Source organism: Limnobacter sp. (assembly GCF_036405155.1).
In the GTDB taxonomy this organism is placed as follows: Bacteria; Pseudomonadota; Gammaproteobacteria; order Burkholderiales; family Burkholderiaceae_B; genus Limnobacter.
In genome coordinates this window covers 48182-70765 of record NZ_DASWYD010000004.1, presented here as the reverse complement: position 1 = coordinate 70765, position 22584 = coordinate 48182, and the positions used below count along the sequence as shown (strand labels likewise).

22 protein-coding genes are annotated in these 22584 nt (G+C 55.7%); 5 read left to right on the top strand and 17 right to left on the bottom strand.

The annotated features are described in order from the left end of the window. Positions 1 to 9 precede the first annotated feature (9 nt). Positions 10 to 948: a hypothetical protein gene (locus VGE55_RS04255; protein ID WP_331130469.1), complete on the bottom strand. Its 939-nt coding sequence runs from the start codon at positions 946 to 948 to the stop codon at positions 10 to 12. Between the two features lie 44 nt (positions 949 to 992). Further along, on the bottom strand, positions 993 to 1811 hold the full coding sequence (locus VGE55_RS04250; RefSeq protein WP_331130468.1) for a hypothetical protein: 819 nt from the start codon (positions 1809 to 1811) through the stop codon (positions 993 to 995). 119 nt (positions 1812 to 1930) lie between these two features. Here VGE55_RS04250 and VGE55_RS04245 point away from each other — a divergent pair, with 119 nt between their 5' ends. Both VGE55_RS04245 and VGE55_RS04240 read left to right on the top strand, forming a co-directional pair. Further along, positions 1931 to 2422 (top strand): flavodoxin family protein, encoded by a 492-nt coding sequence (locus tag VGE55_RS04245; protein ID WP_331130467.1) that lies wholly within the window; start codon positions 1931 to 1933, stop codon positions 2420 to 2422. A gap of 7 nt (positions 2423 to 2429) precedes the next feature. Further along, positions 2430 to 3260, top strand: coding sequence for a DUF3047 domain-containing protein (locus VGE55_RS04240; protein WP_331130466.1), 831 nt, complete (start codon positions 2430 to 2432; stop codon positions 3258 to 3260). Positions 3261 to 3269: 9 nt separating this feature from the next. Here VGE55_RS04240 and VGE55_RS04235 read toward each other — a convergent pair whose 3' ends face one another. The 7 genes from VGE55_RS04235 to VGE55_RS04205 all read right to left on the bottom strand — a co-directional run bounded on the left by VGE55_RS04235 (position 3270) and on the right by VGE55_RS04205 (position 9838). Further along, the gene (locus tag VGE55_RS04235) at positions 3270 to 4505 is read right to left on the bottom strand and encodes a lipase family protein (RefSeq protein ID WP_331130465.1); all 1236 of its coding nucleotides are present in this window, start codon (positions 4503 to 4505) and stop codon (positions 3270 to 3272) included. Next, the gene (locus VGE55_RS04230; protein WP_331130464.1) at positions 4495 to 4926 is read right to left on the bottom strand and encodes a DUF6795 domain-containing protein; all 432 of its coding nucleotides are present in this window, start codon (positions 4924 to 4926) and stop codon (positions 4495 to 4497) included. The genes VGE55_RS04235 and VGE55_RS04230 overlap by 11 nt, the downstream gene beginning before the upstream one ends. A 249-nt stretch (positions 4927 to 5175) precedes the next feature. Beyond that, positions 5176 to 5703 carry a tetratricopeptide repeat protein gene (locus tag VGE55_RS04225; protein WP_331130463.1) on the bottom strand — a complete coding sequence of 176 codons (528 nt, stop codon included), beginning with the start codon at positions 5701 to 5703 and terminating at the stop codon, positions 5176 to 5178. A 120-nt stretch (positions 5704 to 5823) separates the two neighbouring features. Beyond that, the gene (locus VGE55_RS04220) at positions 5824 to 6888 is read right to left on the bottom strand and encodes a glutathione S-transferase N-terminal domain-containing protein (protein WP_331130462.1); all 1065 of its coding nucleotides are present in this window, start codon (positions 6886 to 6888) and stop codon (positions 5824 to 5826) included. A 109-nt stretch (positions 6889 to 6997) separates the two neighbouring features. Next, the gene (locus VGE55_RS04215; RefSeq protein WP_331130461.1) at positions 6998 to 7600 is read right to left on the bottom strand and encodes a nitroreductase family protein; all 603 of its coding nucleotides are present in this window, start codon (positions 7598 to 7600) and stop codon (positions 6998 to 7000) included. 218 nt (positions 7601 to 7818) lie between these two features. Next, positions 7819 to 8586, bottom strand: coding sequence for a hypothetical protein (locus VGE55_RS04210; RefSeq protein WP_331130460.1), 768 nt, complete (start codon positions 8584 to 8586; stop codon positions 7819 to 7821). A gap of 196 nt (positions 8587 to 8782) precedes the next feature. Beyond that, on the bottom strand, positions 8783 to 9838 hold the full coding sequence (locus VGE55_RS04205; RefSeq protein ID WP_331130459.1) for a DUF6670 family protein: 1056 nt from the start codon (positions 9836 to 9838) through the stop codon (positions 8783 to 8785). A 100-nt stretch (positions 9839 to 9938) separates the two neighbouring features. Here VGE55_RS04205 and VGE55_RS04200 point away from each other — a divergent pair, with 100 nt between their 5' ends. After that, entirely contained in the window at positions 9939 to 10193 is a 255-nt protein-coding gene (locus VGE55_RS04200; RefSeq protein WP_331130458.1) for a TIGR03643 family protein, read from the top strand. A gap of 12 nt (positions 10194 to 10205) precedes the next feature. Here VGE55_RS04200 and VGE55_RS04195 read toward each other — a convergent pair whose 3' ends face one another. From VGE55_RS04195 to VGE55_RS04170, 6 genes are all read right to left on the bottom strand, one after another. After that, on the bottom strand, positions 10206 to 11252 hold the full coding sequence (locus VGE55_RS04195) for a Fic family protein (RefSeq protein ID WP_331130868.1): 1047 nt from the start codon (positions 11250 to 11252) through the stop codon (positions 10206 to 10208). A 291-nt stretch (positions 11253 to 11543) separates the two neighbouring features. Then, positions 11544 to 12731 carry a ribonucleotide-diphosphate reductase subunit beta gene (locus tag VGE55_RS04190; RefSeq protein ID WP_331130457.1) on the bottom strand — a complete coding sequence of 396 codons (1188 nt, stop codon included), beginning with the start codon at positions 12729 to 12731 and terminating at the stop codon, positions 11544 to 11546. 119 nt (positions 12732 to 12850) lie between these two features. Next, positions 12851 to 15733, bottom strand: coding sequence for a ribonucleoside-diphosphate reductase subunit alpha (locus tag VGE55_RS04185; protein ID WP_331130867.1), 2883 nt, complete (start codon positions 15731 to 15733; stop codon positions 12851 to 12853). Positions 15734 to 16075: 342 nt separating this feature from the next. After that, positions 16076 to 16633, bottom strand: a complete 558-nt coding sequence (gene ampD, locus VGE55_RS04180; RefSeq protein WP_331130456.1) for a 1,6-anhydro-N-acetylmuramyl-L-alanine amidase AmpD — start codon at positions 16631 to 16633, stop codon at positions 16076 to 16078. 22 nt (positions 16634 to 16655) lie between these two features. Next, a complete protein-coding gene (locus VGE55_RS04175) occupies positions 16656 to 16913 on the bottom strand; it encodes a PP0621 family protein (RefSeq protein WP_331130455.1) in 258 nt (85 codons plus the stop codon). Beyond that, the gene (locus VGE55_RS04170) at positions 16913 to 17752 is read right to left on the bottom strand and encodes a cytochrome C assembly family protein (protein ID WP_331130454.1); all 840 of its coding nucleotides are present in this window, start codon (positions 17750 to 17752) and stop codon (positions 16913 to 16915) included. The genes VGE55_RS04175 and VGE55_RS04170 overlap by 1 nt, the downstream gene beginning before the upstream one ends. 34 nt (positions 17753 to 17786) lie before the next feature. Between VGE55_RS04170 and ffh the strand changes: the two genes are divergently transcribed. Further along, positions 17787 to 19178: a signal recognition particle protein gene (ffh, locus tag VGE55_RS04165; protein ID WP_331130453.1), complete on the top strand. Its 1392-nt coding sequence runs from the start codon at positions 17787 to 17789 to the stop codon at positions 19176 to 19178. A 298-nt stretch (positions 19179 to 19476) separates the two neighbouring features. On the opposite strand, the gene VGE55_RS04160 is transcribed toward ffh, so the two are convergent. Continuing rightward, positions 19477 to 20133 (bottom strand): lytic transglycosylase domain-containing protein, encoded by a 657-nt coding sequence (locus VGE55_RS04160; RefSeq protein WP_331130452.1) that lies wholly within the window; start codon positions 20131 to 20133, stop codon positions 19477 to 19479. Further along, the gene (locus VGE55_RS04155; RefSeq protein WP_331130451.1) at positions 20114 to 21856 is read right to left on the bottom strand and encodes a proline--tRNA ligase; all 1743 of its coding nucleotides are present in this window, start codon (positions 21854 to 21856) and stop codon (positions 20114 to 20116) included. Before VGE55_RS04155 ends, VGE55_RS04160 begins: the two co-directional genes overlap by 20 nt. Positions 21857 to 21988: 132 nt before the next feature. Between VGE55_RS04155 and VGE55_RS04150 the strand changes: the two genes are divergently transcribed. Further along, positions 21989 to 22558 (top strand): RNA pyrophosphohydrolase, encoded by a 570-nt coding sequence (locus VGE55_RS04150; protein WP_414674953.1) that lies wholly within the window; start codon positions 21989 to 21991, stop codon positions 22556 to 22558. Positions 22559 to 22584: the final 26 nt, after the last annotated feature.

Below are 22584 nucleotides of genomic sequence, written 5' to 3'. Positions count from 1 at the left end.
AGTGCCCCCTTAAAACGAATACACCACAGAAACACCAACGCGGTTGTAATCCGTTTTGGAATTGCCCAGCCACGTGGATGCATTCACACCAGCCGTCCAGTTGGCATTGATTTTGTAATCAACCCCCAGCCCCAAGGTAAACCACTGCTTGTCCAGCGCTGGCTCGGTGGGCAGCGGCTGACGACCATCGGTGAAATTGCTGGCCAGGTTGGACTTGAACATCCACCCATTCCCAAAGTTGTAATTGGCCCCCACCGACACGGTGTCGATGTCCACCACCGCCTGCTGCGTGGGTGGGGTGTTGCCGTTGCCATAATCCTGATGCTGGTTAGAGCGCACATGCGAATAGCCCGCGCTAAACAACCAGTCCTGGTAAGGCATGAATGCGGTGATGAATGCACCGCTCACATCGGTGTCGCCAGTGGTGTCGGTGGGTGGGCCACCCAAGGTGAACTGGTAGCTGCCCGACAAATTGTTTTGACCATAAAACGCACCCACAGCCAACCAGTCCAAAGGCATGTAACCGAGGGTCAGCGTGTATTGGTCCTGGCTTGAGTTGCCAGTCAACTGCAACGGGAAGGCCACAATTTGCGAATCGGTTTCGTTCTTGACGTAGCCCACCGACAACGCTCCAAAGCCTTTGCTGCCCAAGCGGCTCGACAGCGTTGCCGTCACATCCGTGCCGTCAATGGATGAGGCAGGCAGGCTGGCATCCTTCGAATCGGCCTGGCTTTGCCCCACGTCCAACTTCACCTTGATGTCCGAGAAAAAGGGCGGATCAATCTCACCCAGCGGCTTGATGTCCCGTGGCCCCGTGTACGCACCCAGCTTGGGTCCTTTGGCAGGCACCAGGTCCGAGGGAATTTGCTGCGCCATCACGGCCACAGGCAGGGTCAACAGGCCAGCGGCCAACAGCGCTTGTTCAAGCAATCGATTGGAAAGTCTCATCACTACAATCCTCGGGGCAAAATATTGGGTTGCTTGGTTGGCAATCAGCTGCCAATTCGGGTGGTTGGAAATGAAGTCACCGGTTGCAATTGCTGCAGCAATGAATCGGCTGTGAAATACGCGGTGGGCCGGTTGTCGAAGGCATAACCACGAACTTCATTGTCGTAGCCGTACTCACCCAGCGCGGCTTGCACGGCGTCCACCGCGGTTTGGTCGTCGGTGAGGAACTTGGCCAAGGCCGCATCGTCGTGCACCAGGGTGGCCAAGGTGCGCGCCCGGCCCGATGTCAAGGTGTTGAAGGCGGCCTGCCCCACACGCTGTTTGATCAGTGCCAAGCGCTCATCAATGGCGGCTTTGTTCAAACCAATGTTCAACTGCCGAACGGTGGGCCACGCCTTGATGGCCTGATCGATTTCCAGCTTGCGTGCTTTCAGTTCATCCATCATGCCGGGCTCAGCCTGCAGCGTAACAAACCCGCCCTTTCCATTCGGAATTTCCACTTTTTTACCAGCCAACAGGTTGTCCATGTACACGCTGAGGTACACATCAAACCGGGCCGCCACATTCCACAAAAACGCGCGTGAATCGGCAAACATGCTGTCGCGTTGCGCCGGGGTCAGGTAGAGGTAGTCATCGCCATAGGTGAAGTACAGCAAGGTGTCCCGCTGTTCCTGCGTCAGCGAAGCCAGGGCCTCTTTGCCGTTTTCACCTTTGAGAACACTGCGAAAACCGGGCACAATCGAGTTGGTGAAATCCATGATGGCGCAGCCACCCAGCAGGCCCAGGCCGAGCATGCCGGCCACACACCAGGACAGAACACGGTTTTGAAACGCCACACGGGGTTTGATGAGGAACGCGAACATGCGACAGGCCTAAAAACTGAACGGTGGCCCAGTATAGGTTTCGCCGACAAGGCAGAAAATCGTACAAAAAGACGAGATGCAGGGTATGCCTCCGGCCAGCTTGTCACCCACATTGCAACATGAAACAACTGACCATCATTTATCATTCTGTGACAGGCGGAACCCGGCAAATGGCCGACGCCGTGGCACAGGGCGCCCAAAGCGAGCCCCACTGCAGCGTGGTCTGCCTGCCTGCGCAACAAGCGAACCCCGCACACGTGTTGCGCGCCGATGGTTTGGTGTTTGCATGCCCCGAAATGTTGGGCAGCATGTCGGGACTGATGAAAGACTTTTTTGACCGGTGCTATTACCCGGTGCTGGACAAGCTCACCGGGCGAGCCTACGCCCTGCTGGTGTGTGCGGGCAGTGATGGACAAGGCGCTGTGCGGCAAGTGCAGCGCATTGCCACTGGCTGGCGCTTAAAGGCAGTGGCCGAACCCTTGGTGGTGTGTACCCATGCACAAACACCCGAGCGGATTGCGCAAGCGAAAATGATTGATGAACCCGACCTGCAACGCTGCCGCGATTTGGGTGCTGCCGTTGCAGCGGGCTTGAGCCTGGGAATGTATTGAGGACAGGATGAAAACAAACATGGCCATTTACCCGACATTGTTGATTGCACTGCTGATAAACGCTTGCAGCAGCGTGCCAACCTCCCCAACCACTCGTCTGGCTGCCGAGCGGCAAGCCGCGTGCGAGCAACTCGAGGCTACCCCTGCAACTAACGGTCTTCAATTGTTGAACACGGAGCCCGCCACCGTGCATGGCCTGCCCGACGACAGCCCCCTTCAACACTGGCAGCACATCACCTTCTTTCCGTTCAAATTGCCCACCCGCTTTGGTTTGCAGCAATGCCCCAGCAATGGCCAGCGCTACCTCACGGTGGATGCCAAGGCCTCGGCATCGTCCCTGGTGTTTGCCATGAACAAACCTGTGGGCAACAACAGCCGGCTGCGCTGGAAATGGTGGGTGGCCGAAGGCAACCCCAAAGCCCAAACCCGCGACCGTGCGCTGGAAGACTCACCCGTGCGCGTGGTGCTCACCTTTGACGGCAACCGCAGCACACTGAGCGAAGCGGACCAAGGCTTTTTGCAGCGGCTGGAAATGTTGACCCGCCGCCCAGCCCCCTTTGCCACCTTGATGTACTCGGTGGCTGGCGGTGTTGAACCCATGGAGATTGTGACCTCGCAACACACGCAGACCGTGCGGATTAAAGCAGTGCAAGTGCGTGGCGAGCCCCAAGGCGAAGGCCAGTGGCGGGCGTTTGACCGCAACATTCACGAAGACTATGTGAAGGCGTTTGGCCAAGCGCCCGGCAAGCTGCTGAACGTGGCCATTATGGGCGACGCCGACAACACCCAAGGCAGCAGCCGCGCCTATGTGGCCGACCTGGAGTGGGTGGGCGATTAAAACGCCTTGCTAGGCAAGGCGCATGGCCTGGTTCATGGCCTGTTGTGCACGGCCACCCATGTCTGAGCGAAACTGGTTGACGATCCAGCGCAGCGTGGTCACCTCAATGGTTTCTTGCACCAAGGCCAAGCGTCCCATGAATTGCAACATGCCATTCAATACGCTGCGCACAGCCTCCAGAAATTCCTTTCCTGCATAGTAGGCTTTGGTCAATATTTCGCTGAGCAAGTCGGCCGCCGTAAACAGGTTGCTGAAAGTGGATTGCAGACATATCAACGTGACATAGCCCAAAGCCTTGGCCAGCTCAACCAAAGCCCGGTTGATGAGCACCAACACGGTTTTGCTGAACATGTGCCCACCGCCCACCTTGGCCAGCTCTGCGTTTAAATCGCGAATGCTGGCCCGCAGGTAATTCTCGGGCTGGGGAAAGTCGCTCCAACTGGTTTTGCGGCTCATGGGCAAATAGCCCTCGCTCATGAAGTGCGCTTGCAGGCTGATTTTGTCGGAACCGTTGTCCACCAGGTATTCGGAGGTGCCGCTGGACCCATGCATAAAGGGATACAGGGGCATCATGGGCACCACATCGCAAGGGTTCACCGCGCGGTAAATTTTGGATGCGGGTATGTGCCGCGTAATATCCGCCGCAAATGAATGAACACCCACCCGTGGCGAGCCAATGGTGTAGAGGTGCACATCAAAGCCATGGTCGTACAGGGCCACCGCATTGAGGTTGGCCAAGGCACCGCCCAAACTGTGCCCCATGCAGTGGATGGTGCTGGGCCGCTTGCGCCCGCCATCGGTTACAAAATGCACCAGCTCTTGCTGATAACCCCGGAATGTTTTCAAGAAGCCCCGGTGGACCGGCAAATTTCTGGGGCCACGGCTGACACCACAGTTTGCATCGGTGCCCAAGTCGAATTTGTTGTCTTCAAAGTTGGTGCCCCGTGTGGCCAATACCAGTTCGCCTGAACGGCCGCCTATGCCTTGGGCGACGAAGCCAAAGCCGGTGAGCTTTTCCAAATTGAAAAGGCCAGACTTTGCGGTGAGCAGGGAGAACTGATCCGTGTTCAATTGAAGCCCTTTGGTTGGCGCCGCTGACTTCAACAGAAACTCTGCCTCCTTACGAACCGCCACATTCGACTTACCGGGCGACTCTGATCTGACGGATTGATAAGTACCATCTGCCTCATAAACAAACTGAGATAGCGCGTGGACTTCCATGGGCTTCAAAGATCTATTTGACATTGGAGCTCTCCTCAATGTTGTTCAGATGACATTTGATGACTGGAAAGGTCTGATCAACCAATGTTCGATCAGCAAGGTCGCAACGCATCTGGATCAATGGAACCCCAAACTCGGCCGACACGTCATAAGAGTTTCTGGTGAAGTAAACCAAATCCGATTTTTGATCGCCCTCAACCAACCGTATCCGGATACCGACGCTGGGCACATGCAAATACTTGCTCAACCAACCAAAGTCCGCCCCCCCTCTAACCTCGGGTAAGGTGAACCGGCCCTGCGCATCCGTAACGGCATAGTCGGTGCGTGGCGTTTTTTCCATGTTCCACTTCAATCGCCGTTCTATCTTCAAACCGGGCGCGGGCTTTCCATGGTCCAGCAGTTGGCCTTCAATCGGCGAGCACAGTATGAGATTGTCCAAGCGCATGGCCAGGGCTCCTGAGGAAAGAAACAGCAAACAAAGGGCCGACAACCACAACCAGAATCGAAGCGGTTTTTTGAACATGGGGAAATAGTTAGGGTGGAATAGCGGCTAAGGCTATCACCATGGCTTCAAGGGTGAGAAGCCGAGGCCACACGCGACACAGAGAGGGATACCGCACCGCCCTGATTACAACGTGGATGTACTGTGGCCAACCTGGAATGGTTGAGAGGCGGGTCTATTCAATCAGCACGACTAATACTGTCGACCACCCTGGGATTGCGCCTTGGCGGCCAGTTCCTGCGCTTTGCCTTTTTGGGCTTCCGTCAGTGTGGGTGAAAGCCGCCGCACAGCCTTGCCCGCCTGTTCACTTCCGCCACGGTGACCCAAGAGGTAAAACGCATAGGCTTTGATGAGGTCTTTTTTCACACCAGAACCCTGCTCAAGGCACTGACCATAGCGCGCCTGCGCCTCCGTGTTGCCCTGCAAGGCGGACTGCTCGTAGAGGCGCGCCGCTGCCGTGGTATCGGCCTTTACACCGCGGCCAAACGCCAGCAAGTCGCCCAACCGAACCTGTGCGCGGTCATCGCCCTGATTGGCCGCCATGGCAAACCACTGTGCCGCCTGCGCCAGGTCTTTTTTCACCACAGCCCCCTGTAAATAGGCCATGCCCATCTGGTACTGCGCATTGGCGTCGCCCCCTTCGGCTGCACGCTCCAAACCAGCCAGTGGCGGTGTTGAATACTCCCCCTTTAAGGCATCGGGGGTCAAAATGGGTTTCACCGAGGTTACGCCACCGGGCGGTACAGACTGTGCAAAACAAGGCAGTGCGAACACGCAAACAACAATGGCAAGGCAAGCTTTCATGGCGGCGGAGAACGGGGCAATAAGCCTGACTTTGAATCAAAGCGGGCGCAAACACAAGCGGTCAGCAAATAAACGTTCACAACCCGTGCCGTTTAGCAGGCTCATGAATTGAGCCTGGTCTTGTGCGTTCAGTTCTGCAAAGTCACGCCGCAACCAACCCAAACACTTGGCCTGGTATGGAAAGGTTTGCTGCACCCACGGTTTGCCGTCCACCTCGGTGTTCACCTCTTTGCTACCGGCCTGCAAGGCCTGTTCGTTGGCCAGCATGACCGGTACATAGGTTCGGCCCATTTCAGCCAACAGCTCGGTGAGTGTGGGTGGCAATGCAGTGGGGCTTAACCAATCGGCATCCGAAGGCTCCAGGCCGCTGAGGTCTTCCACCAGTTGGGTCCACGCCACCACGCGCGGTGCTGTTTGGCAGGTTAAAGCCATGGGCGTTGGGTCGAACAATGCCAACTGGCTAAGTTGCCCATACAACGCAAAGTCGCTTGCGCCCGGCCTGCGACCCATCAGGAAAGCGTTGCTGGCCAAGTGCCGTTCCAGAATACTCAACAAGCGCGTGTAGCTGGCCTCAATCAACGGCGCCGTGCCAGGGTTGGACCCAACCACCCCCAAGCGAGACACCTGCCGCCCACCAAATGCCTGCGCCACCCACGCCAACTCGTCGTCGCTGGCTTGAATGTTCATGGGCAGGGGCACAATGCGACTGGCCCGGTCCACATCGGCCGGGAAAGCCCAGCGGTAATGGAACATGGGCTTGGTGAGCCATTCGTCTGCGTAGTCTTCCAACAAACAGTCCAGCAGGGCCAGCACCGGGTTGTTGGGCACCACCGCCCTGCCCGTTTGAACAGTTTCCAGACGACGAATCAGCGGGGTTGAATCGGTGACGGCTTGCAGCGCACCGCCCTCGCCGGGCAAATAAAATGTGGGCAGCAGTGCGGGCTTCGCAACGGGCAAGTTGGCCTTTAAATCGTTGTTGACCAAATACCGGTAAGGCACGTGGCGGTATCGCAGCAGCGCCAACATTTTGCGGGTGTAGGGCGAGCCCGGAGCACCGCTGAATGCAATGCGGGTTGTGGGGCTGGTGGGTGTTGTTGTCATGGTGTTGCCTCCTCCTCAAGGGGAGGATAGCGCATTCACAGCTGCCCAAGTTCAAATAAAAAAGCGGGACAATGTGCCCCGCTTTTTTGAGTTCAATGCATCAGCTCATTTAGAACTTGTTGTTGATGACTACATCATTCAGTGCCAGCTGACCTGGCTTTGGCCAAGGCTGTTTGGTGCCTTTGCCGATGGCAACCATGGGGCCCATCACATGGTCTGCCGGCAGGTTGATCAGCTTGGCCACCGCCTCAATGTCAAAGCCAATCATGGGGCAGGAATCGTAGCCCAAGCCCTTTGCAGACAGCATCAGGGTTTGCATGGCCATGCCGATTGAACGCTGTGCCTCATCGCGCTGCAGCCAGTCGCGGCCATCGTGGAAAGGGCCCATCCAACCGACCAACAGGTCCGCCACTTCCTTGGGCGCCTTTTCCCAATAACGCGCGGGGTTTTTCTGCCAGGCTTTGGTGTCGGCGGTCATGATGATCAGCAACGATGCATCCGTGATTTGCGCTTGGTCGTTACCCAGCTTGCGCATTTCTTGACGCAAGGCCTTGTCGCGTACCACGACAAAACGCCAGTGTTGAATATTGAAGCTGGTGGGGGCCTGAATGGCGGCCTCCAGCATTTTGGTTTCGTCCGCAGCGGGAATGACAAACTCGGGATCAAAGCCCTTGATTGCGCGGCGCTGGTAAATTGCATCAAACAAATCCATGTGTACTGCTCCTTGGTTACTGCAATAAGAACCGCCAGTGTAACGCTGGGGCGTTTCATTTTGGGGGTGAGTCGCATTGCTTCTTCTAGGTACTTTTTATACGCACATGGATTGCCCTGCTTATGGTTGGGGGATCACCCCTCCATTAGCAGCCATAAGATGTGAACTGTAAAAACCAATGTAAATGACTACACAATTTTTGCCGCCGCGTTCTTTTATTAAACGAGATTTCTCTGATCTGCTAATAACTGAAACCACCTAGGTTTCTCGCGGCCCTTGTAAAACCAGTTTACAAGCTCAAACGCGTATAACGGGTATTGCTCTGGATCATCTACCAGAAGATCTATAAAAAGACTTTCGGAGCCCGATAATTGATGAACATCCTTATTCTTTAAGTGCATCGTTGCATCCCTTGCTTTTTTTAGCTTCTTAAAACCTTCCCATGGCGTTTTTCCTCTAGGCGTGGGAATCTTTAATATATCCGGGAGGACTATAGCTACTTTCTCCTCCGTCGATAGTGCTCTTTCAGCATCTATTGGGGTATACACATGCAACTTACCTTTTCTTTTTATTCTAATGTCACCCTTTGCGTTGTGAACGATTTCATTGTTAACAAATGCCTCAATAGCCTGAAAACTAAATGTAACAACCACCATAGCTTGTTCAAAATAGTCATACAGAAATGGTATGTTCTGCATCTGTATCGCTTGTGCTGGCCCCCCGGGCGCGACGACCTCAATCCTAGCTAGACGCGACTGTAATTTTTTCGCCTCCCGAGAGTTTTCGAATGCGATATTAAATGACAGCGCGCTTGGATGTGGCGTGATGAATGATAGTTTCCCATGTGCCTCACTTTCGGTGGCAGTAGTCAAATAAACACCTGCACCCTTCTTATGCGATGGCCCGCCAAAATACGCCGGCGGTATATCTTCGGCTAGAGTCGTCACTACAGCAATACGCCAGTCGCCCAGTCCATCACTTGACATCACGCATCTCCTATACCCTCGACCTAAGTTAATTTATAAAACGATGATGCCGTAATTTACTTGTTTAAACATAGTAATTTAATGCCGTAACGAATTCACTGTGGATATCCGATAAGTAGGAAATGAAAGAGTGACAATCTACAACTAATGATCCGCGATAAAAATTTTGGACCTAAAATTCCATCAAACCAAATATCTACCCCACCCGTCGATCAATATATTCAATGTACCCCGGGCCTGCAATCGCCTGCCCTTGGTACTCACCCGTGTAACTGTACCCACCCACATATCCACTACCCAGCCCATACGTCAGCGGTGTATCAACCACACCCTGCAGGCTCATCACATGAGCCCCATTCTTTTTAATCTCCCACCGAAACCGGCTGGGCACTTTCATGGCAATGCCATCCGGCGACACCAACTCATCGGCTGCGTATTCCTCCACCACAAACTGCACATCGCGGTAGGTCAAGCTGTAGGCTGTGCTTGACCGCATATACGCCGCCGTAATGATGGGCACACCCTTCACCATGGCCTGTGTCATCAGCAGTTGTTCGCTGTTGGGTAGGTTCACCACATGGTAGGTAAAAAAGTCCAGCGGCACCTTCAGCTGGCTGGCCAGGGGTTGGTTGCGCAGCAGGTAGGGGCTGGGGCAGCGGGCATATTCAAACGTGCATGCGCCCTGTATATGCAACGTTTTGCCGTGGAGGGTAATGTGGCCGCTGTAGTGGCTCAGCAGGCTTAGGTGGTCGTACACCGGGTTTTTCACAAACCACGACACCTTGTCCGTACACCGCAGTTCAATGCTTAGCTCAAAGCCAGCCCACTGCGCCTTCACGGTGTAGTTGGGGTATTGGCCGGTAATGGTCACCTCCTCACCAAACTGAATGTGGCTGCCGTCTGCCACCATGTGGCATTGCCCGGCAATGCTGTAGCCACCAAAGTGGCTGGGGTGGGTGGCGGCGGTGCCGCACACCACGGTGGCGTTGTTGCGGGGGCTGGTTTTTAGGGCATGGTCGGTGTCAAACGCCAACGCGCCGGGCGTGCCAATCACCGACATGATGCTGAAAAACCGGTGCGGAGCAGGCAGGTCTGGAATCATCACGCCGTAGTGGGTCCAGCCGTAATAGCGCGAGTTCACCTCGGGCACCAAGATGTCGGCTTGTGTAAAGGGCTTACCTTGCGCGGCGTCGGCCCGGTCAATTTTGCTGAGGGCAGTGGCAGGCAGTTGGCGCAACAGGGCTTTGATCATGGCGTGGTTGGACTGTGATGGGTGGCTGTGCGGTTAGTATGCCTCACGGACCGTTTTGGCGTTATGCTGGGCGCTGTTGTTTGTAGCACCGTTGCATGCCATGTCCACGCTTTCTGAAGAAGACATTTCCCGCATTATTGAAATGGCCTGGGAAGACCGCACGCCCTTTGAGGCGATTGAAACCCAGTTTGGCCTGAACGAGTCGGCTGTGATTGAGCTGATGCGCACCCACATGAAGTCTTCCAGCTTCCGCATGTGGCGCAAGCGCATGCATGGGCGTAACACCAAGCACGTGAAGCTGCGCAGCAGCGATGTAAACCGCCACCATTGCCCCACGCAGTACAAGCCGAAATAAACAGGACGGTGCCTAGCGGCTTGCCGCTGAATCCATCATGGAGTTCACACCATCGTACAACGCTGAAAGCACCGCATTGGCCTGGAATACACGCTTCCGTGTTGCCTGCCCCCGCTGCGAAACAATACCCAACGCATGCAACTTTTCCAAACCGTTGTTTGCTGCTGCAAACGTTACATCGCACAGCGCCGAGGCCTGTTTCACAGTCAAAATAGGCCGCCCCAACAGCAACGCTGCAATCTTTCGGGCGGAAGCATCGCTGCGCACACCAGCTTGATCCAACTGAATAGACCACTGCGCTTGCAAGGCTTCCAATTTGTCGATAAGCGCAATGGTGTGTCGACAAGATGCAACCACACATTCATAAAACAGCGTTAACCAGGGCGACCAATTCAGTTTCATTTGAACTTGGAGCAAGGCATCGTAGTAATCCTGCTTGCGCAACTTTAAAAAAGTGGCGAGATGTATTCCCGGATATCCCTCGGCCTCAAGCATTAAGGGGATCAGCATGCGCCCCGTTCGCCCATTGCCGTCCAGAAACGGGTGAATTGATTCGAATTGGGCATGAACAATGGCGGCCCGCATGAGCAGTGGTGTGGCAAGCGGGCTGTCCTGCTCGTAGTTCATCAACGTCAATAGGTCATCCATCAACGGCTTTACACACTGGGGCGGGGCGGGAATAAAGCGCGCGGTTTCCATGTGAAAACCGCCGATGTAATTCACACTGTTTTTGTATTTACCCGGCAGCCTGTCGGGGTACTGTTGCATCAAACGTTGGTGAATATGCGCAATCAACTGGTGACTAAAACCTTTGAACCTTGGTTGGCGCACTTTTTGTAGCGCCTCCTGCAACGCCACTACATACGCCAGTGTCTCGGCTGCATCGGGGTTTGTGTCGGCCTCAACATCCGTTGTATTTTCATGCAAAAGCAAGCCATCGAATGTGGTTGAAGTACCCTCAATCTGGCTGCTTTCTACGGCCTCGCGTCGATTCAGCATAAAAAGAATCAACTCAGCCATATCCGGGCTTTTTTTTAAGCGCATCACCAAATGCGACAACTCAGCATGCGCAACCCCCGAAATAACGTAGGTATCGGGAAGCTGTAGCAAATGAGGAACTGGTGGTGGAACAACAGCAAAACAACCTGACCGGCCCGGAACAGGAACGCATGTTTTTTGCAGTGTTGGATGCAAGTCAGATTTACGCAATCTATAAAACCGCCATCAATATTTATAGTTTAATAACCATAAACTATAATAAACAAACAATCAATGATAGGTTCACAAGCGGTCCGCCATAAAAAAAGCAGCCCGCAGGCTGCTTTTTAAAAATCAGGGCATTGAACCGAATCAATCCCAGCTGAGTGCTCCACCGGTTTGGTACTCGGTTACGCGGCGCTCGAAGAAGTTGGTTTCCTTTTTCAGGTCCATCATCTCGCTCATCCACGGGAATGGGTTGGTCGCGCCTTCGTACAGTGTGCCCAGGCCAATCTGGTTTGAACGGCGGTTGCAAATAAACTTCATGTACTCCATAAACTGGGCCGAGTTCAGACCCAACACACCACGGGGCATGGTGTCTACGGCATAGGCGTGCTCAAGCTCAACAGCCTTGCGGAACATGGCCTTGATCTCTTCCTTGAACTCGGGTGTCCACAGGTGTGGGTTTTCCAGTTTCACGGTGTTGATGAGGTCGATACCGAATGTGCAGTGGGCAGACTCGTCACGCAAAATGTACTGGAACTGCTCGGCAGCACCAATCATTTTGTTTTGGCGGCCCAGTGCCAAAATTTGCACAAAGCCCACGTAGAAGAACATGCCTTCCATAATGCAAGCAAAGGCAATCAAGCTCTTCAGCAGTTTCTGGTCGTTTTCCAGGGTGCCGGTTTTGAACTCGGGGTCGGTCAACACGTCAATGAACGGAATCAGGAACTCGTCTTTGTCCCGAATGCATTTGATTTCGTTGTACGCGTTGAAAGTTTCGGCTTCGGGAATGCCCAGGCTTTCCACAATGTACTGGTAGGCGTGGGTGTGAATGGCTTCATCAAACGCCTGGCGCAGCAAAAACTGGCGGCACTCGGGCGCTGTAATGTGGCGGTAGGTGCCCAGCACAATGTTATTGGCGGCCAGCGAGTCGGCCGTGACAAAAAAGCCGAGGTTGCGCTTCACGATGAGGCGCTCGTCTTCGGTCAACCCGTTGGGGTCTTTCCACAAGGCGATGTCGCGGTCCATGTTGATTTCTTGCGGCATCCAGTGGTTGGCGCACTGGCTGAGGTACTTTTCCCAGGCCCACTTGTACTTGAAGGGCACCAGTTGGTTGACGTCGGTGGTGCCATTGATCACGCGCTTGTCGGCTGCGTTAACACGGCCAGCACGTGCGCCTTCAGCAGCAGGCTGCTGCACAGGGCGCGCCGCTTGCTGGTACAGGCCTTGACCTGACGCAACAGACCCCATGGCGGGCGGCATGGGCATGGCAGCAGGCTTTGTAGCCGCTGCAGGTTTGCTCATGGCCGCGTCAAATTCATCGTCCCAAGACAGCATATTTTTAACTCCTTAACCAATACACTGTATATAACAACAGTGCCATTATGTTCATTTTTATTTAATTGGGCAAGCCTTGAAGGCTCACCCAAATCGCTGGTCTTTTACTCAAACTAACCTTACTGGCAGGCCTCGCACTCTTCGAAACCGGCGTCGCCTGGGCGCAGTGTGCACACCTTGCCTTCAATTTCAGGCTCGGGCAGGTTGGGCACCACGCCACCGGCTGCCGCACCGGCAAAGCTGTTGCCGCCACCGGCACCGTCGGCACTCACCGAGTTCAGCTCGCCACCGCTCAGGGTGGACTTTTCGGCGTGTGTTGCGCCAATGGTGCGGAGGTAGTACGTGGTTTTCAAACCGCGCAGCCAGGCCAGTTTGTACGTGTCGTCCAGGCGCTTGCCGCTAACACCAGCCATGTAGATGTTCAGGCTTTGGGCTTGGTCAATCCACTTTTGGCGACGGGCTGCCGCTTCCACCAACCAGCGTGGGTCCATTTCAAACGCAGTGGCATACAGGCGCTTCAGGTCTTCGGGAATGCGGTCAATTTTCATGACCGAGCCGTCGAAGTACTTGAGGTCGGCAATCATCACTTCGTCCCAAATGCCCAGGCGCTTCAGGTCGCGCACCAGGTGCTCGTTCACGATGGTGAATTCGCCGCTGAGGTTGCTCTTGACATACAGGTTCTGGAACGTGGGTTCGATGGACGCTGCCACACCAATGATGTTGGAAATGGTGGCCGTGGGCGCAATGGCCACACAGTTGGAGTTGCGCATGCCGTGTTTCTGGATTTTGGCGCGCAGGCTGTCCCAGTCCATGCGGGCTGAAGTGTCCACTTCCACGTAACCACCGCGCTCTTCTTCCAGCAGCTTGATGCTGTCCAGCGGCAGAATGCCTTTGTCCCACAGCGAACCTTTGTAGCTGCTGTACACGCCACGCTCAGCGGCCAGGTCAGAGGATGCTTCGTAAGCGTAGTAGCAGATGGCTTCCATGCTTTCGTCGGCAAACTCAACCGCGTCGCGGCTTGCGTAGGGCTTGCGCATAACATGCAGCGCATCCTGGAAGCCCATCATGCCCAGGCCCACGGGGCGGTGGCGCAGGTTGGAATTGCGCGCTTTGCCCACGGCGTAGTAGTTGATGTCGATCACGTTGTCCAACATGCGCATGGCGGTGCGAACCGTGTTGCGCAGTTTGTCGTGGTCGATGACCATGCTGCCATCGTCGGCCTTTTTCAGGTGGGCCACCAGGTTCACGGAACCCAGGTTACACACCGCGATTTCGGTGGGGCTGGTGTTCAGCGTGATTTCGGTACACAGGTTGGACGAGTGCACCACACCCACGTGTTGCTGCGGGCTGCGAATGTTGCAGGGGTCTTTGAACGTAATCCAGGGGTGGCCGGTTTCAAACAGCATGGAGAGGATTTTTCTCCAGAGCTTGGCGGCTTCCACTTTCTTGAACAGCTTCAGGTCGCCACGGGCGGCCTTTTCCTCGTAGCCCACGTAGGCTTTCTCGAAGGCCTTGCCGTACAGGTCGTGCAGGTCGGGCGTGTCAGAAGGGCTGAACAGGGTCCATTCGCCATTTTCCATGACGCGCTTCATGAACAGGTCGGGAATCCAGTTCGCGGTGTTCATGTCGTGCGTGCGGCGGCGGTCATCACCGGTGTTTTTGCGCAGCTCCAGGAATTCTTCAATGTCCAGGTGCCAGGTTTCCAGGTAAGCACACACAGCGCCTTTGCGCTTGCCACCCTGGTTAACAGCCACGGCGGTGTCGTTGACCACTTTCAGGAATGGCACCACGCCTTGTGACTTGCCGTTGGTGCCCTTGATGTGGCTGCCCAGTGCGCGCACGGGGGTCCAGTCGTTGCCCAAACCACCGGCAAACTTGCTCAACAATGCGTTTTCCTTGATGCCTTCGTAGATGTCGTCCAGGTCGTCACCAATGGTGGTGAGGTAGCAGGAGGACAACTGCGAACGGATGGTGCCGCTGTTGAACAGTGTGGGTGTGGAGCTCATGAAATCGAAGGTGGACAGGATTTCATAGAACTCGATGGCGCGGGTTTCGCGGTCGATTTCGTTCAGTGCCAGGCCCATGGCCACACGCATGTAGAAGGCCTGGGGCATTTCAATGCGGGTGCCTTCCACGTGCAGGAAGTAGCGGTCGTACAGGGTTTGCAGGCCAAGGTAATCAAATTGCAGGTCGCGCTTGTAATTCAGGGCGGCGCCCAGTTTTTTCATGTCGTACTGCAGCAGCTTGTTGTCCAGCAGGCCTGCGTCCACGCCTTTGCGAATGAACTGGGGGAAATACTCGGGGTACACCTCGGCCATTTCGTCCTGCGCAATTTCGCGGCCGATGATTTCTTTGCGGATGGTGTGCAGCAGCAGGCGAGACGTCACCAGTGTGTAGCTGGGGTCGGTCTCGATCATGGCGCGGGCGGCCAGAATAGCGGACTTGTAAACCTCGTCGACCTTCACGCCGTCGTAGAGGTTTTTCAGGGTTTCTTTCAGCAGGTGCTCGGTGTCGATGTTCTCGAGGCTGACCGCAGCGCTGTCGATCAGGCTCTTCAGTTGAGCCACATCCAAAGGCTTTTTGATGTCGCCATCGACCACGTTCAGTTGGTGCTGCGTGGCTTGCTCCACCTGCTTGGCGGCACGCTCTTGGGCACGGCGCTCGCGGTACAGCACATAGGCGCGGGCCACTTCGGCTTCGCCAGAACGCATCAGGGCCAGTTCAACCTGGTCTTGAATGTCTTCAATGTGGAAAATGCCGCCGGAAGGTTGGCGACGCACCAGTGCGTTGACCACGCCGTGGGTGAGCTGTTCAACCAGTTCGCGAATACGGGCCGATGCGGCACCCTGGCCACCATTAACGGCCAGGAAGGCTTTGGTCATGGCCACAGCAATTTTGCTGGGCTCAAAACCAACCACAGCTCCGTTTCGGCGAATGATTTTGTAATTTGCATACGCGCTGTTGTCGGCCTGGGGCGTCGCGGTTTCGGACGCGGTCGACATAAGGGGCGCGTTCATCGCCAAATCAGAGGTTTCATGGCTGGTCTGCATGCACTTTTCTCCTGGAACAAGCGTTGAGGAATTGGTTTTGGTTTTTATGGATGTACAACGGACAATGCAGGTGGGCTACAGCTTGGATTGGGTGAAGTGCCGTTTTTGCCCGACCACTATATATTGTGTTTGTGTTGTGATCTCAAACTAATTCTAGTGGTTGATTCGGCTTTTGGCAAACCTTTTTTATCCCCAACTTACCCACAGACTTATGCACAGTGGACAACCTTGGGAGAGGGTGTGGATAACTGCACTGCAACAAAAAACCGCCCCTCGGGGCGGTTGTTTTGGGGCTTACAAAGCCAACTCATAAGTGATTGATTTCCGCAGGCCTTTCCACTCAAAAAACGGCCCAGGGTCGGTCTTTCTTCCCGGTGCAATTTCGCTGTGCGCCAAGATGTATTTCAGTGGATAAGTTTTTTTCAACTCCACGATGAGCAACTTCAGGCGATCCATTTGGGCTGGCTCAAATGGGGTATACACGTCGCCCAGCAATTCAATGCCGATGGAAAAGTGGTTGAAATTTTGTCGGTCCATGGCGCATGAAATACCCGCATGCCAGGCCCGGTTGTCGGCGCTGACAAACTGCGTCACCGAACCATCGCGGTCAATCAGGAAATGGGACGAGACATGCAAGCCGTGCAATTCGCCAAAGCTGTCGTGCAGGCTGGTGTCAAGCCGGTTCAGGAATAGGTCTTCAATGTATTGTTTGCTGCGCCCCCGCTCGGGCAGGCTGATGCAATGCACCACCACGGTGTCGATGCGGGTACCCAGGGGGCGGGTGTCGTAATTGGGGCTTGGCATGCGCGTGACCCAATCGGCCCGCAACCAGCCATCGTCGTCAAACCACATAGCCCTGTCCTCAGTGTTGCACTCAGTGAATTTTCTCGCCAGCAGCCTTCGCATGGTCAAAGCTGCAATAAAAACGACCCTGCATCATCACGCCTTCGTGCATGGGGCTGTAGGCACCACAGTGCTTGCAAGGCAGGATGTTGTCTACAGGATTACGGCCAAGACCCTGCTTTTGTTGAGGGTTGCCGGTGGGTTTATCACCCAGTTGCTTGCGTTGCCAGCTTTTGAAAAACACCCAGCCCAGCAGGGCCAGCACCACCAAAAACAGAATGCGGCCCATCAGCCCACCCTTTTCAAAATGAATTCGAGCACAAACTGGGTACCGAAATACGCCAGGAACAACACGGCATAACTGCCCAGGCACCAGCGCAAAGCCACTTTGCCGCGCCAGCCCAGGAACATTCGCCCACCCAGCAGCACTGCAAAGCTGAGCCATGACAACACCGAGAAAATGGTTTTGTGGTTGAGCTTGCCGACCGACCCCATCCAGGTTTCGGAAAACACAAAGCCAGTGAGCAAGGTCAGCGACAGCAGCACAAACCCGGCCCACAACTGGCGAAACAGGATGGACTCCATGTTCATGAGGGGGGGCAATTGGTCCAGCAACTTTTCCCGCAGGGCCCGCTGCTCGGAAGACCGGGCGGTGAGGTGGTGCAGCGCCTTTTCCTGATAGGCCATGACCAAGGCATGCCCCGCAGCAATACCCAACAAACTGTAGGCCGCCAAAGCGATCAGCAGGTGGATTTGAAACAGCGTGTCGCCCGCCATGCGGATTGCCACATCCTCGCCCAGTACCAGGGGCAGCACAAAGGCCAAGGCACACAAGGGGAACACCAGCATGTCCAGAATGGGCACGTGGTTGAAAAAGTTTTCGACAAAGGCCACCAGCGCCGTGAGCCAGGTGACACACATCAGCCCGATGACGAAGCCGAAGTGCATGCCGTCGGGCTGAAACAGCACCCGACACAGCAGGTAGCCCGAGGCCAGCAAAGCCAATGCGGCCACCCAGCGGCCCAAGGCCACCGGCACAGCCTGTTTGCCCAACACCCCTGCAGCGGCCAAACCACCGGAGGCTGAGAGCAAGGGCACTGCGAGCGCGTACAATAATGCGTTGTTCATCGTTTCAGTTTACTCGATTCACGGGTCCGCATTCATGTTTGAAAACCTTTCTGATCGCCTGACGCGTGTCGTCAAGACCATCACCGGCGAAGCCCGCATCACCGAGGCCAACACCCAGGAGATGCTGCGCGAGGTGCGCCTTGCCCTGCTGGAAGCCGACGTGGCCCTGCCGGTGGTGAAAGACTTCATCAACCAGGTGAAGGAACGCGCGCTCGGCGAGGAAGTGCTGAACAGCCTGACCCCGGGCCAGGCGCTGGTCGGCATTGTGAACGAGCAGCTCACCAAGTTGATGGGCGAAAAAACCGAGGACATCAACCTAGCGGCGCAGCCCCCGGTGGTGATCCTGATGGCGGGTTTGCAAGGTGCGGGTAAAACCACCACCACCGGCAAGCTGGCGAAGTACCTGAAAGACACGCTCAAGAAGAAAGTGATGACCGTGTCAGCCGACGTGTACCGCCCTGCTGCGATTGAACAGTTGAAGACAGTGAGCGGACAAGCGGGGGCAGAATTTTTCCCGTCCACCGTGGACCAAAAGCCAGTGGACATTGCACTGGCTGCGTTGAACCACGCCAAGCGCCAGTTTTTTGATGTGCTGATTGTCGACACCGCAGGCCGCCTGGGTATTGACGAAGCCATGATGAACGAGATCAAGGCCCTGCACGCAGCGGTAAACCCGACTGAAACACTGTTTGTGATTGACGCCATGTTGGGCCAGGACGCAGCCAACACGGCCAAGGCGTTCAATGATGCCCTGCCGCTGACCGGTGTGGTGCTGACCAAAATGGACGGTGACTCGCGCGGTGGTGCGGCGCTGTCGGTGCGGCAGATCACGGGCAAGCCCATCAAATTCATGGGTGTGGGCGAAAAGCTGAGCGGCTTTGAACGCTTCCACCCGGAACGGGTGGCCGGCCGAATTCTCGGCATGGGCGACATTGTCTCGCTGGTGGAGGAGGCCAAAAAAGGCATCGACCAGGCCGAAGCCGAGAAACTGGCCAAAAAGCTGAAAAGCGGCAAGGCTTTCGACCTGAACGACTTCTTGGCGCAAATTACCCAAATGCGCAAACTGGGTGGCCTGCAAGGCCTGATCGACAAACTGCCCAGCCAATTGATGAAAGGCGCAGGCCAGGTGGATGCGAATGCCGCTGAAAAACAGATCAAGCGGACCGAGGCGATTATTCTCTCCATGACCCCGCTGGAGCGCAGCAAGCCCGATTTGCTGAAGGCCACACGCAAGCGCCGCATTGCTGCGGGTGCAGGTGTACAGGTGCAAGAAGTGAACCGCCTGCTGGCCCAGTTTGAACAAATGCGCGGCATGATGAAAAGCATGCAGAAAGGCGGACTGGCCAAGATGATGCGCAAGATGGGTGGCGGGAAAGGATTTCCACCGGGGGGAATGCCGCCAGGTGGTGGTTTTCCAGGGATGTAAGCTCGAGGGGAGGTGAACCGCGCAGGCCGCATGCACCGAGCCCTCAGCAATACCGGTATGCCCGGCGCCGAACAGTCAGCCCCCCGATCGGTTTGACCCGCACAGCATTTGAACACACGGACCGAGATGTTTGAGCCACGCAGTGGCGAGTTATCGGGACGGTTCGACATGCGCGGGGCAACCTTTGCCTTCGGGGGGCGTTCGGCACGGGCTACCGGTATTGCTTGTGGGGCAATCTACAGACACGGGCTGCCGGTGTTGCTGGGGGCAATCAACAAGCACGGGCTACGGAAAAACCTCAATGCCTCGGCACATATCGATACCGCCAATTTCTGTCCAAGCGGTCGTACACCAAATTCGGATACGTCATGCTGCCCAAGCTGCCGTTGTAACGCGCCAGCGCGCGGTCTAAATTGCCGTTTTCCTTGTCCAGGTAATGCCGCAAAATCAGGCAGCCATAGCGAATGTTCACGCGGGGCTCAAACAACTGGCGCGCATCCCCGTTGGACAACAGATCGGTCCAGAATGGCATGACCTGCATCAACCCGCGCGCCCCGGCACTGCTGATGGCGTCTGACCGAAAATTGCTCTCCACTTCGATCAGCGCAAACACCAACTGCGGATCGAGCCCCGCGCGTTGGGCTTCGTAGCGTATGGTTTTAATCAACTGGATGCGTTCACCGAAACTGGGGATGCGTTTGGCCAAACGCTTGCTCATTTGGGCCAGCCAGTCCAAGCGCTGGTCGGTGTTCTGAAAAATTGGGTTGATGGGACGCGTGTCGTCAATCACATTGCGCAAGGCCAAGCGTACGCTGTCGGCCATGGGCTCATACTGCTGCTGAGCCGCTTGCGCAACCGGCATGTTGCCCAGTGTCAGCAACAACCACAACAGGCAGGCTCGCAACATGAGCCCGGCCTGCCGGAATGACCACCCCTCAATCAATGCGGCGCTCAACCAAAGCCTGCTGAACCACGCCCAAAATATCTGCCAACGCCACATCTCGCTTCTCAATCTTTCCGTCGCGAGATTGGAACTCAACCAGACCATTCTGCAAACCTCGGTCACCCAATGTGACGCGCAGGGGTACCCCAATCAGCTCCCAGTCGGCAAACATGACACCGGGCCGCTCATCACGGTCATCCAGCATTACATCCACGCCGGCCGCCTTCAGCGCCTCATACAATTTGTCTGCTTCCAGTTTGACCTGTTCGCTTTTTTTGTAACCAATGGGGCACAACACCACTTCAAACGGAGCAATGCTCAGCGGCCAAATAATGCCGCGGTCATCAAAGTTCTGTTCAATGGCGGCACCCAGAATGCGGGTCACGCCAATGCCGTAACAGCCCATTTCCATCACGGCGGGCTTGCCGTCTACATCCAGAAACGTGGCTTTGAGGGCTTCGGAATACTTTTTGCCCAAATAAAACACATGCCCCACTTCGATGCCGCGGCACATGGCCAGCACACCCTTGCCATCCGGTGACGCATCACCTTCGACCACATTGCGAATGTCGGCCACTTCAGGCTCGGGCAGGTCGCGGCCCCAGTTCACACCGTACAAATGGTGGTCGGCCTCGTTGGCACCGCACACAAAGTCGGCCATGGCGGCCACGCTGCGGTCGGCCACCACACGCACATTGCTCACGCCCACTGGGCCGAGGAAACCAGGCTTGGTTCCGAAGGACTCGACAATTTCGGCCTCGGTGGCCAAACGCAATTCCTGCACACCGGGCAACTTGCCCAACTTGATGTCGTTGACTTCATGGTCACCACGCACCAGGGCCAAAATGATTTGTACGGTTTTTTTCTTGTCCACCACCATTTCATTGGCAAACACAACCGACTTCACCGTGCGGGACAAAGCCAAGCCCAACTGCTTGGCAACAGCCTCGCAGGTTGAATTGCCGGGCGTGTGGACTGCGGCCATGGGCACAGTGGCTGCGGGGCGCTGCTCATTGCACACGGCCTCGGCCAGCTCGACGTTGGCTGCATAGTCCGAGCTTGGGCAATAGGCGATGGCGTCTTCGCCGGTGTCGGCAATCACGTGAAATTCATGGCTGCGGTTGCCACCAATCGAACCCGTGTCGGCCGCCACGGCGCGGAAATTCAGGCCCAAGCGGGTGAAAATGCGTTGGTACGCGCCATACATCACATCGTAGGTTTTGAGGGCGCTGGCCTGGTCGCGATCAAAGGAGTAGGCGTCTTTCATCACGAACTCGCGCCCGCGCATCACACCAAAACGGGGGCGAATTTCGTCGCGGAATTTGCTCTGGATTTGGTACAGGTTGAGCGGCAACTGGCGATAGCTCTTCACCTCTTTGCGCACCACGTCGGTGATCACTTCCTCGTGCGTGGGGCCAATCACAAAGTCGCGGTCATGGCGGTCTTTCAAGCGGAGCAGTTCAGGACCGTACTTTTCCCAGCGACCGCTTTCCTGCCATAACTCGGCTGGCTGCACGGCGGGCATCAGCAGTTCGATCGCGCCGGCCCGGTTCATTTCCTCGCGGATGATGTTTTCCACTTTGCGAATGCTGCGCAAGCCAATCGGCATGTAGGTGTACACACCGCCGGCCAGTCGCTTGATCATGCCTGCCCGCATCATGAGCTGGTGGCTCACAATTTCGGCATCGGCGGGGGCTTCTTTCAATGTGTTCAAGAAAAACTGGGTGGCGCGCATGGAAAACTCGTGGAGCGGTGTGAATTGAGGCCCCTATTTTACGTTTAACCGGTGCACAGGCTGGGGCGGGCATGTACAAACGCGGACGCGTGCTTATAATGGTTGAGAAATGTAAGACATTGCGGGGCGCGTATGCTGGACAAAGAAGGCTACCGTCCCAACGTAGGCATTATTTTGACCAACTCCAAAAAACAGGTTTTTTGGGGAAAGCGGATTCGTGAACATTCCTGGCAGTTCCCGCAAGGGGGCATCAAGCATGGTGAATCGCCAGAGCAAGCCATGTTCAGGGAGTTGCATGAAGAAGTGGGCTTGTTGCCCGAACATGTAGAAATCATTGGACGAACCAGGAATTGGCTGCGGTACACCGTGCCCGACCACTGGATCCGACGGGAATGGCGAGGAAGCTACAAAGGCCAGAAACAGATTTGGTTTCTACTGAAGTTGGTTGGACGGGACTGCGATGTGAGCCTTCGGGCCACAGACCACCCCGAGTTTGATGCCTGGCGTTGGAACGAGTATTGGGTTCCCCTTGAAAACGTGATTGAATTCAAGCGGGATGTGTACAGACAGGCATTGGGGGAGTTGGCAAAACTGCTGTTTTCCAGAAATGACCCCCGGCGACAACCCAAGGGTGAACTTTGGGAGGTTGTGAAAAAACCAGAAGAATCGGGACAAAAACCCGAACAACAGACCTCCGGTTAAACAACCGAAAACGCGAGTGGCCGAGC

Excerpts from the sequence above, each read along its gene's own strand:
- VGE55_RS04200 (WP_331130458.1), top strand. The coding sequence starts at position 9,939 with ATGTCCACGCTTTCTGAAGAAGACATTTCCCGCATTATTGAAATGGCC.
- VGE55_RS04210 (WP_331130460.1), bottom strand. The coding sequence starts at position 8,586 with ATGTCAAGTGATGGACTGGGCGACTGGCGTATTGCTGTAGTGACGACT.
- VGE55_RS04190 (WP_331130457.1), bottom strand. The coding sequence starts at position 12,731 with ATGCTGTCTTGGGACGATGAATTTGACGCGGCCATGAGCAAACCTGCA.
- VGE55_RS04250 (WP_331130468.1), bottom strand. The coding sequence starts at position 1,811 with ATGTTCGCGTTCCTCATCAAACCCCGTGTGGCGTTTCAAAACCGTGTT.
- VGE55_RS04205 (WP_331130459.1), bottom strand. The coding sequence starts at position 9,838 with ATGATCAAAGCCCTGTTGCGCCAACTGCCTGCCACTGCCCTCAGCAAA.
- VGE55_RS04230 (WP_331130464.1), bottom strand. The coding sequence starts at position 4,926 with ATGCGCTTGGACAATCTCATACTGTGCTCGCCGATTGAAGGCCAACTG.
- VGE55_RS04255 (WP_331130469.1), bottom strand. The coding sequence starts at position 948 with ATGAGACTTTCCAATCGATTGCTTGAACAAGCGCTGTTGGCCGCTGGC.
- VGE55_RS04215 (WP_331130461.1), bottom strand. The coding sequence starts at position 7,600 with ATGGATTTGTTTGATGCAATTTACCAGCGCCGCGCAATCAAGGGCTTT.
- VGE55_RS04235 (WP_331130465.1), bottom strand. The coding sequence starts at position 4,505 with ATGTCAAATAGATCTTTGAAGCCCATGGAAGTCCACGCGCTATCTCAG.
- ampD (WP_331130456.1), bottom strand. The coding sequence starts at position 16,633 with ATGTGGTTTGACGACGATGGCTGGTTGCGGGCCGATTGGGTCACGCGC.
- VGE55_RS04175 (WP_331130455.1), bottom strand. The coding sequence starts at position 16,913 with ATGGGCCGCATTCTGTTTTTGGTGGTGCTGGCCCTGCTGGGCTGGGTG.
- VGE55_RS04155 (WP_331130451.1), bottom strand. The coding sequence starts at position 21,856 with ATGCGCGCCACCCAGTTTTTCTTGAACACATTGAAAGAAGCCCCCGCC.
- VGE55_RS04185 (WP_331130867.1), bottom strand. The coding sequence starts at position 15,733 with ATGTCGACCGCGTCCGAAACCGCGACGCCCCAGGCCGACAACAGCGCG.
- ffh (WP_331130453.1), top strand. The coding sequence starts at position 17,787 with ATGTTTGAAAACCTTTCTGATCGCCTGACGCGTGTCGTCAAGACCATC.
- VGE55_RS04245 (WP_331130467.1), top strand. The coding sequence starts at position 1,931 with ATGAAACAACTGACCATCATTTATCATTCTGTGACAGGCGGAACCCGG.
- VGE55_RS04170 (WP_331130454.1), bottom strand. The coding sequence starts at position 17,752 with ATGAACAACGCATTATTGTACGCGCTCGCAGTGCCCTTGCTCTCAGCC.
- VGE55_RS04150 (WP_414674953.1), top strand. The coding sequence starts at position 21,989 with ATGCTGGACAAAGAAGGCTACCGTCCCAACGTAGGCATTATTTTGACC.
- VGE55_RS04220 (WP_331130462.1), bottom strand. The coding sequence starts at position 6,888 with ATGACAACAACACCCACCAGCCCCACAACCCGCATTGCATTCAGCGGT.
- VGE55_RS04240 (WP_331130466.1), top strand. The coding sequence starts at position 2,430 with ATGAAAACAAACATGGCCATTTACCCGACATTGTTGATTGCACTGCTG.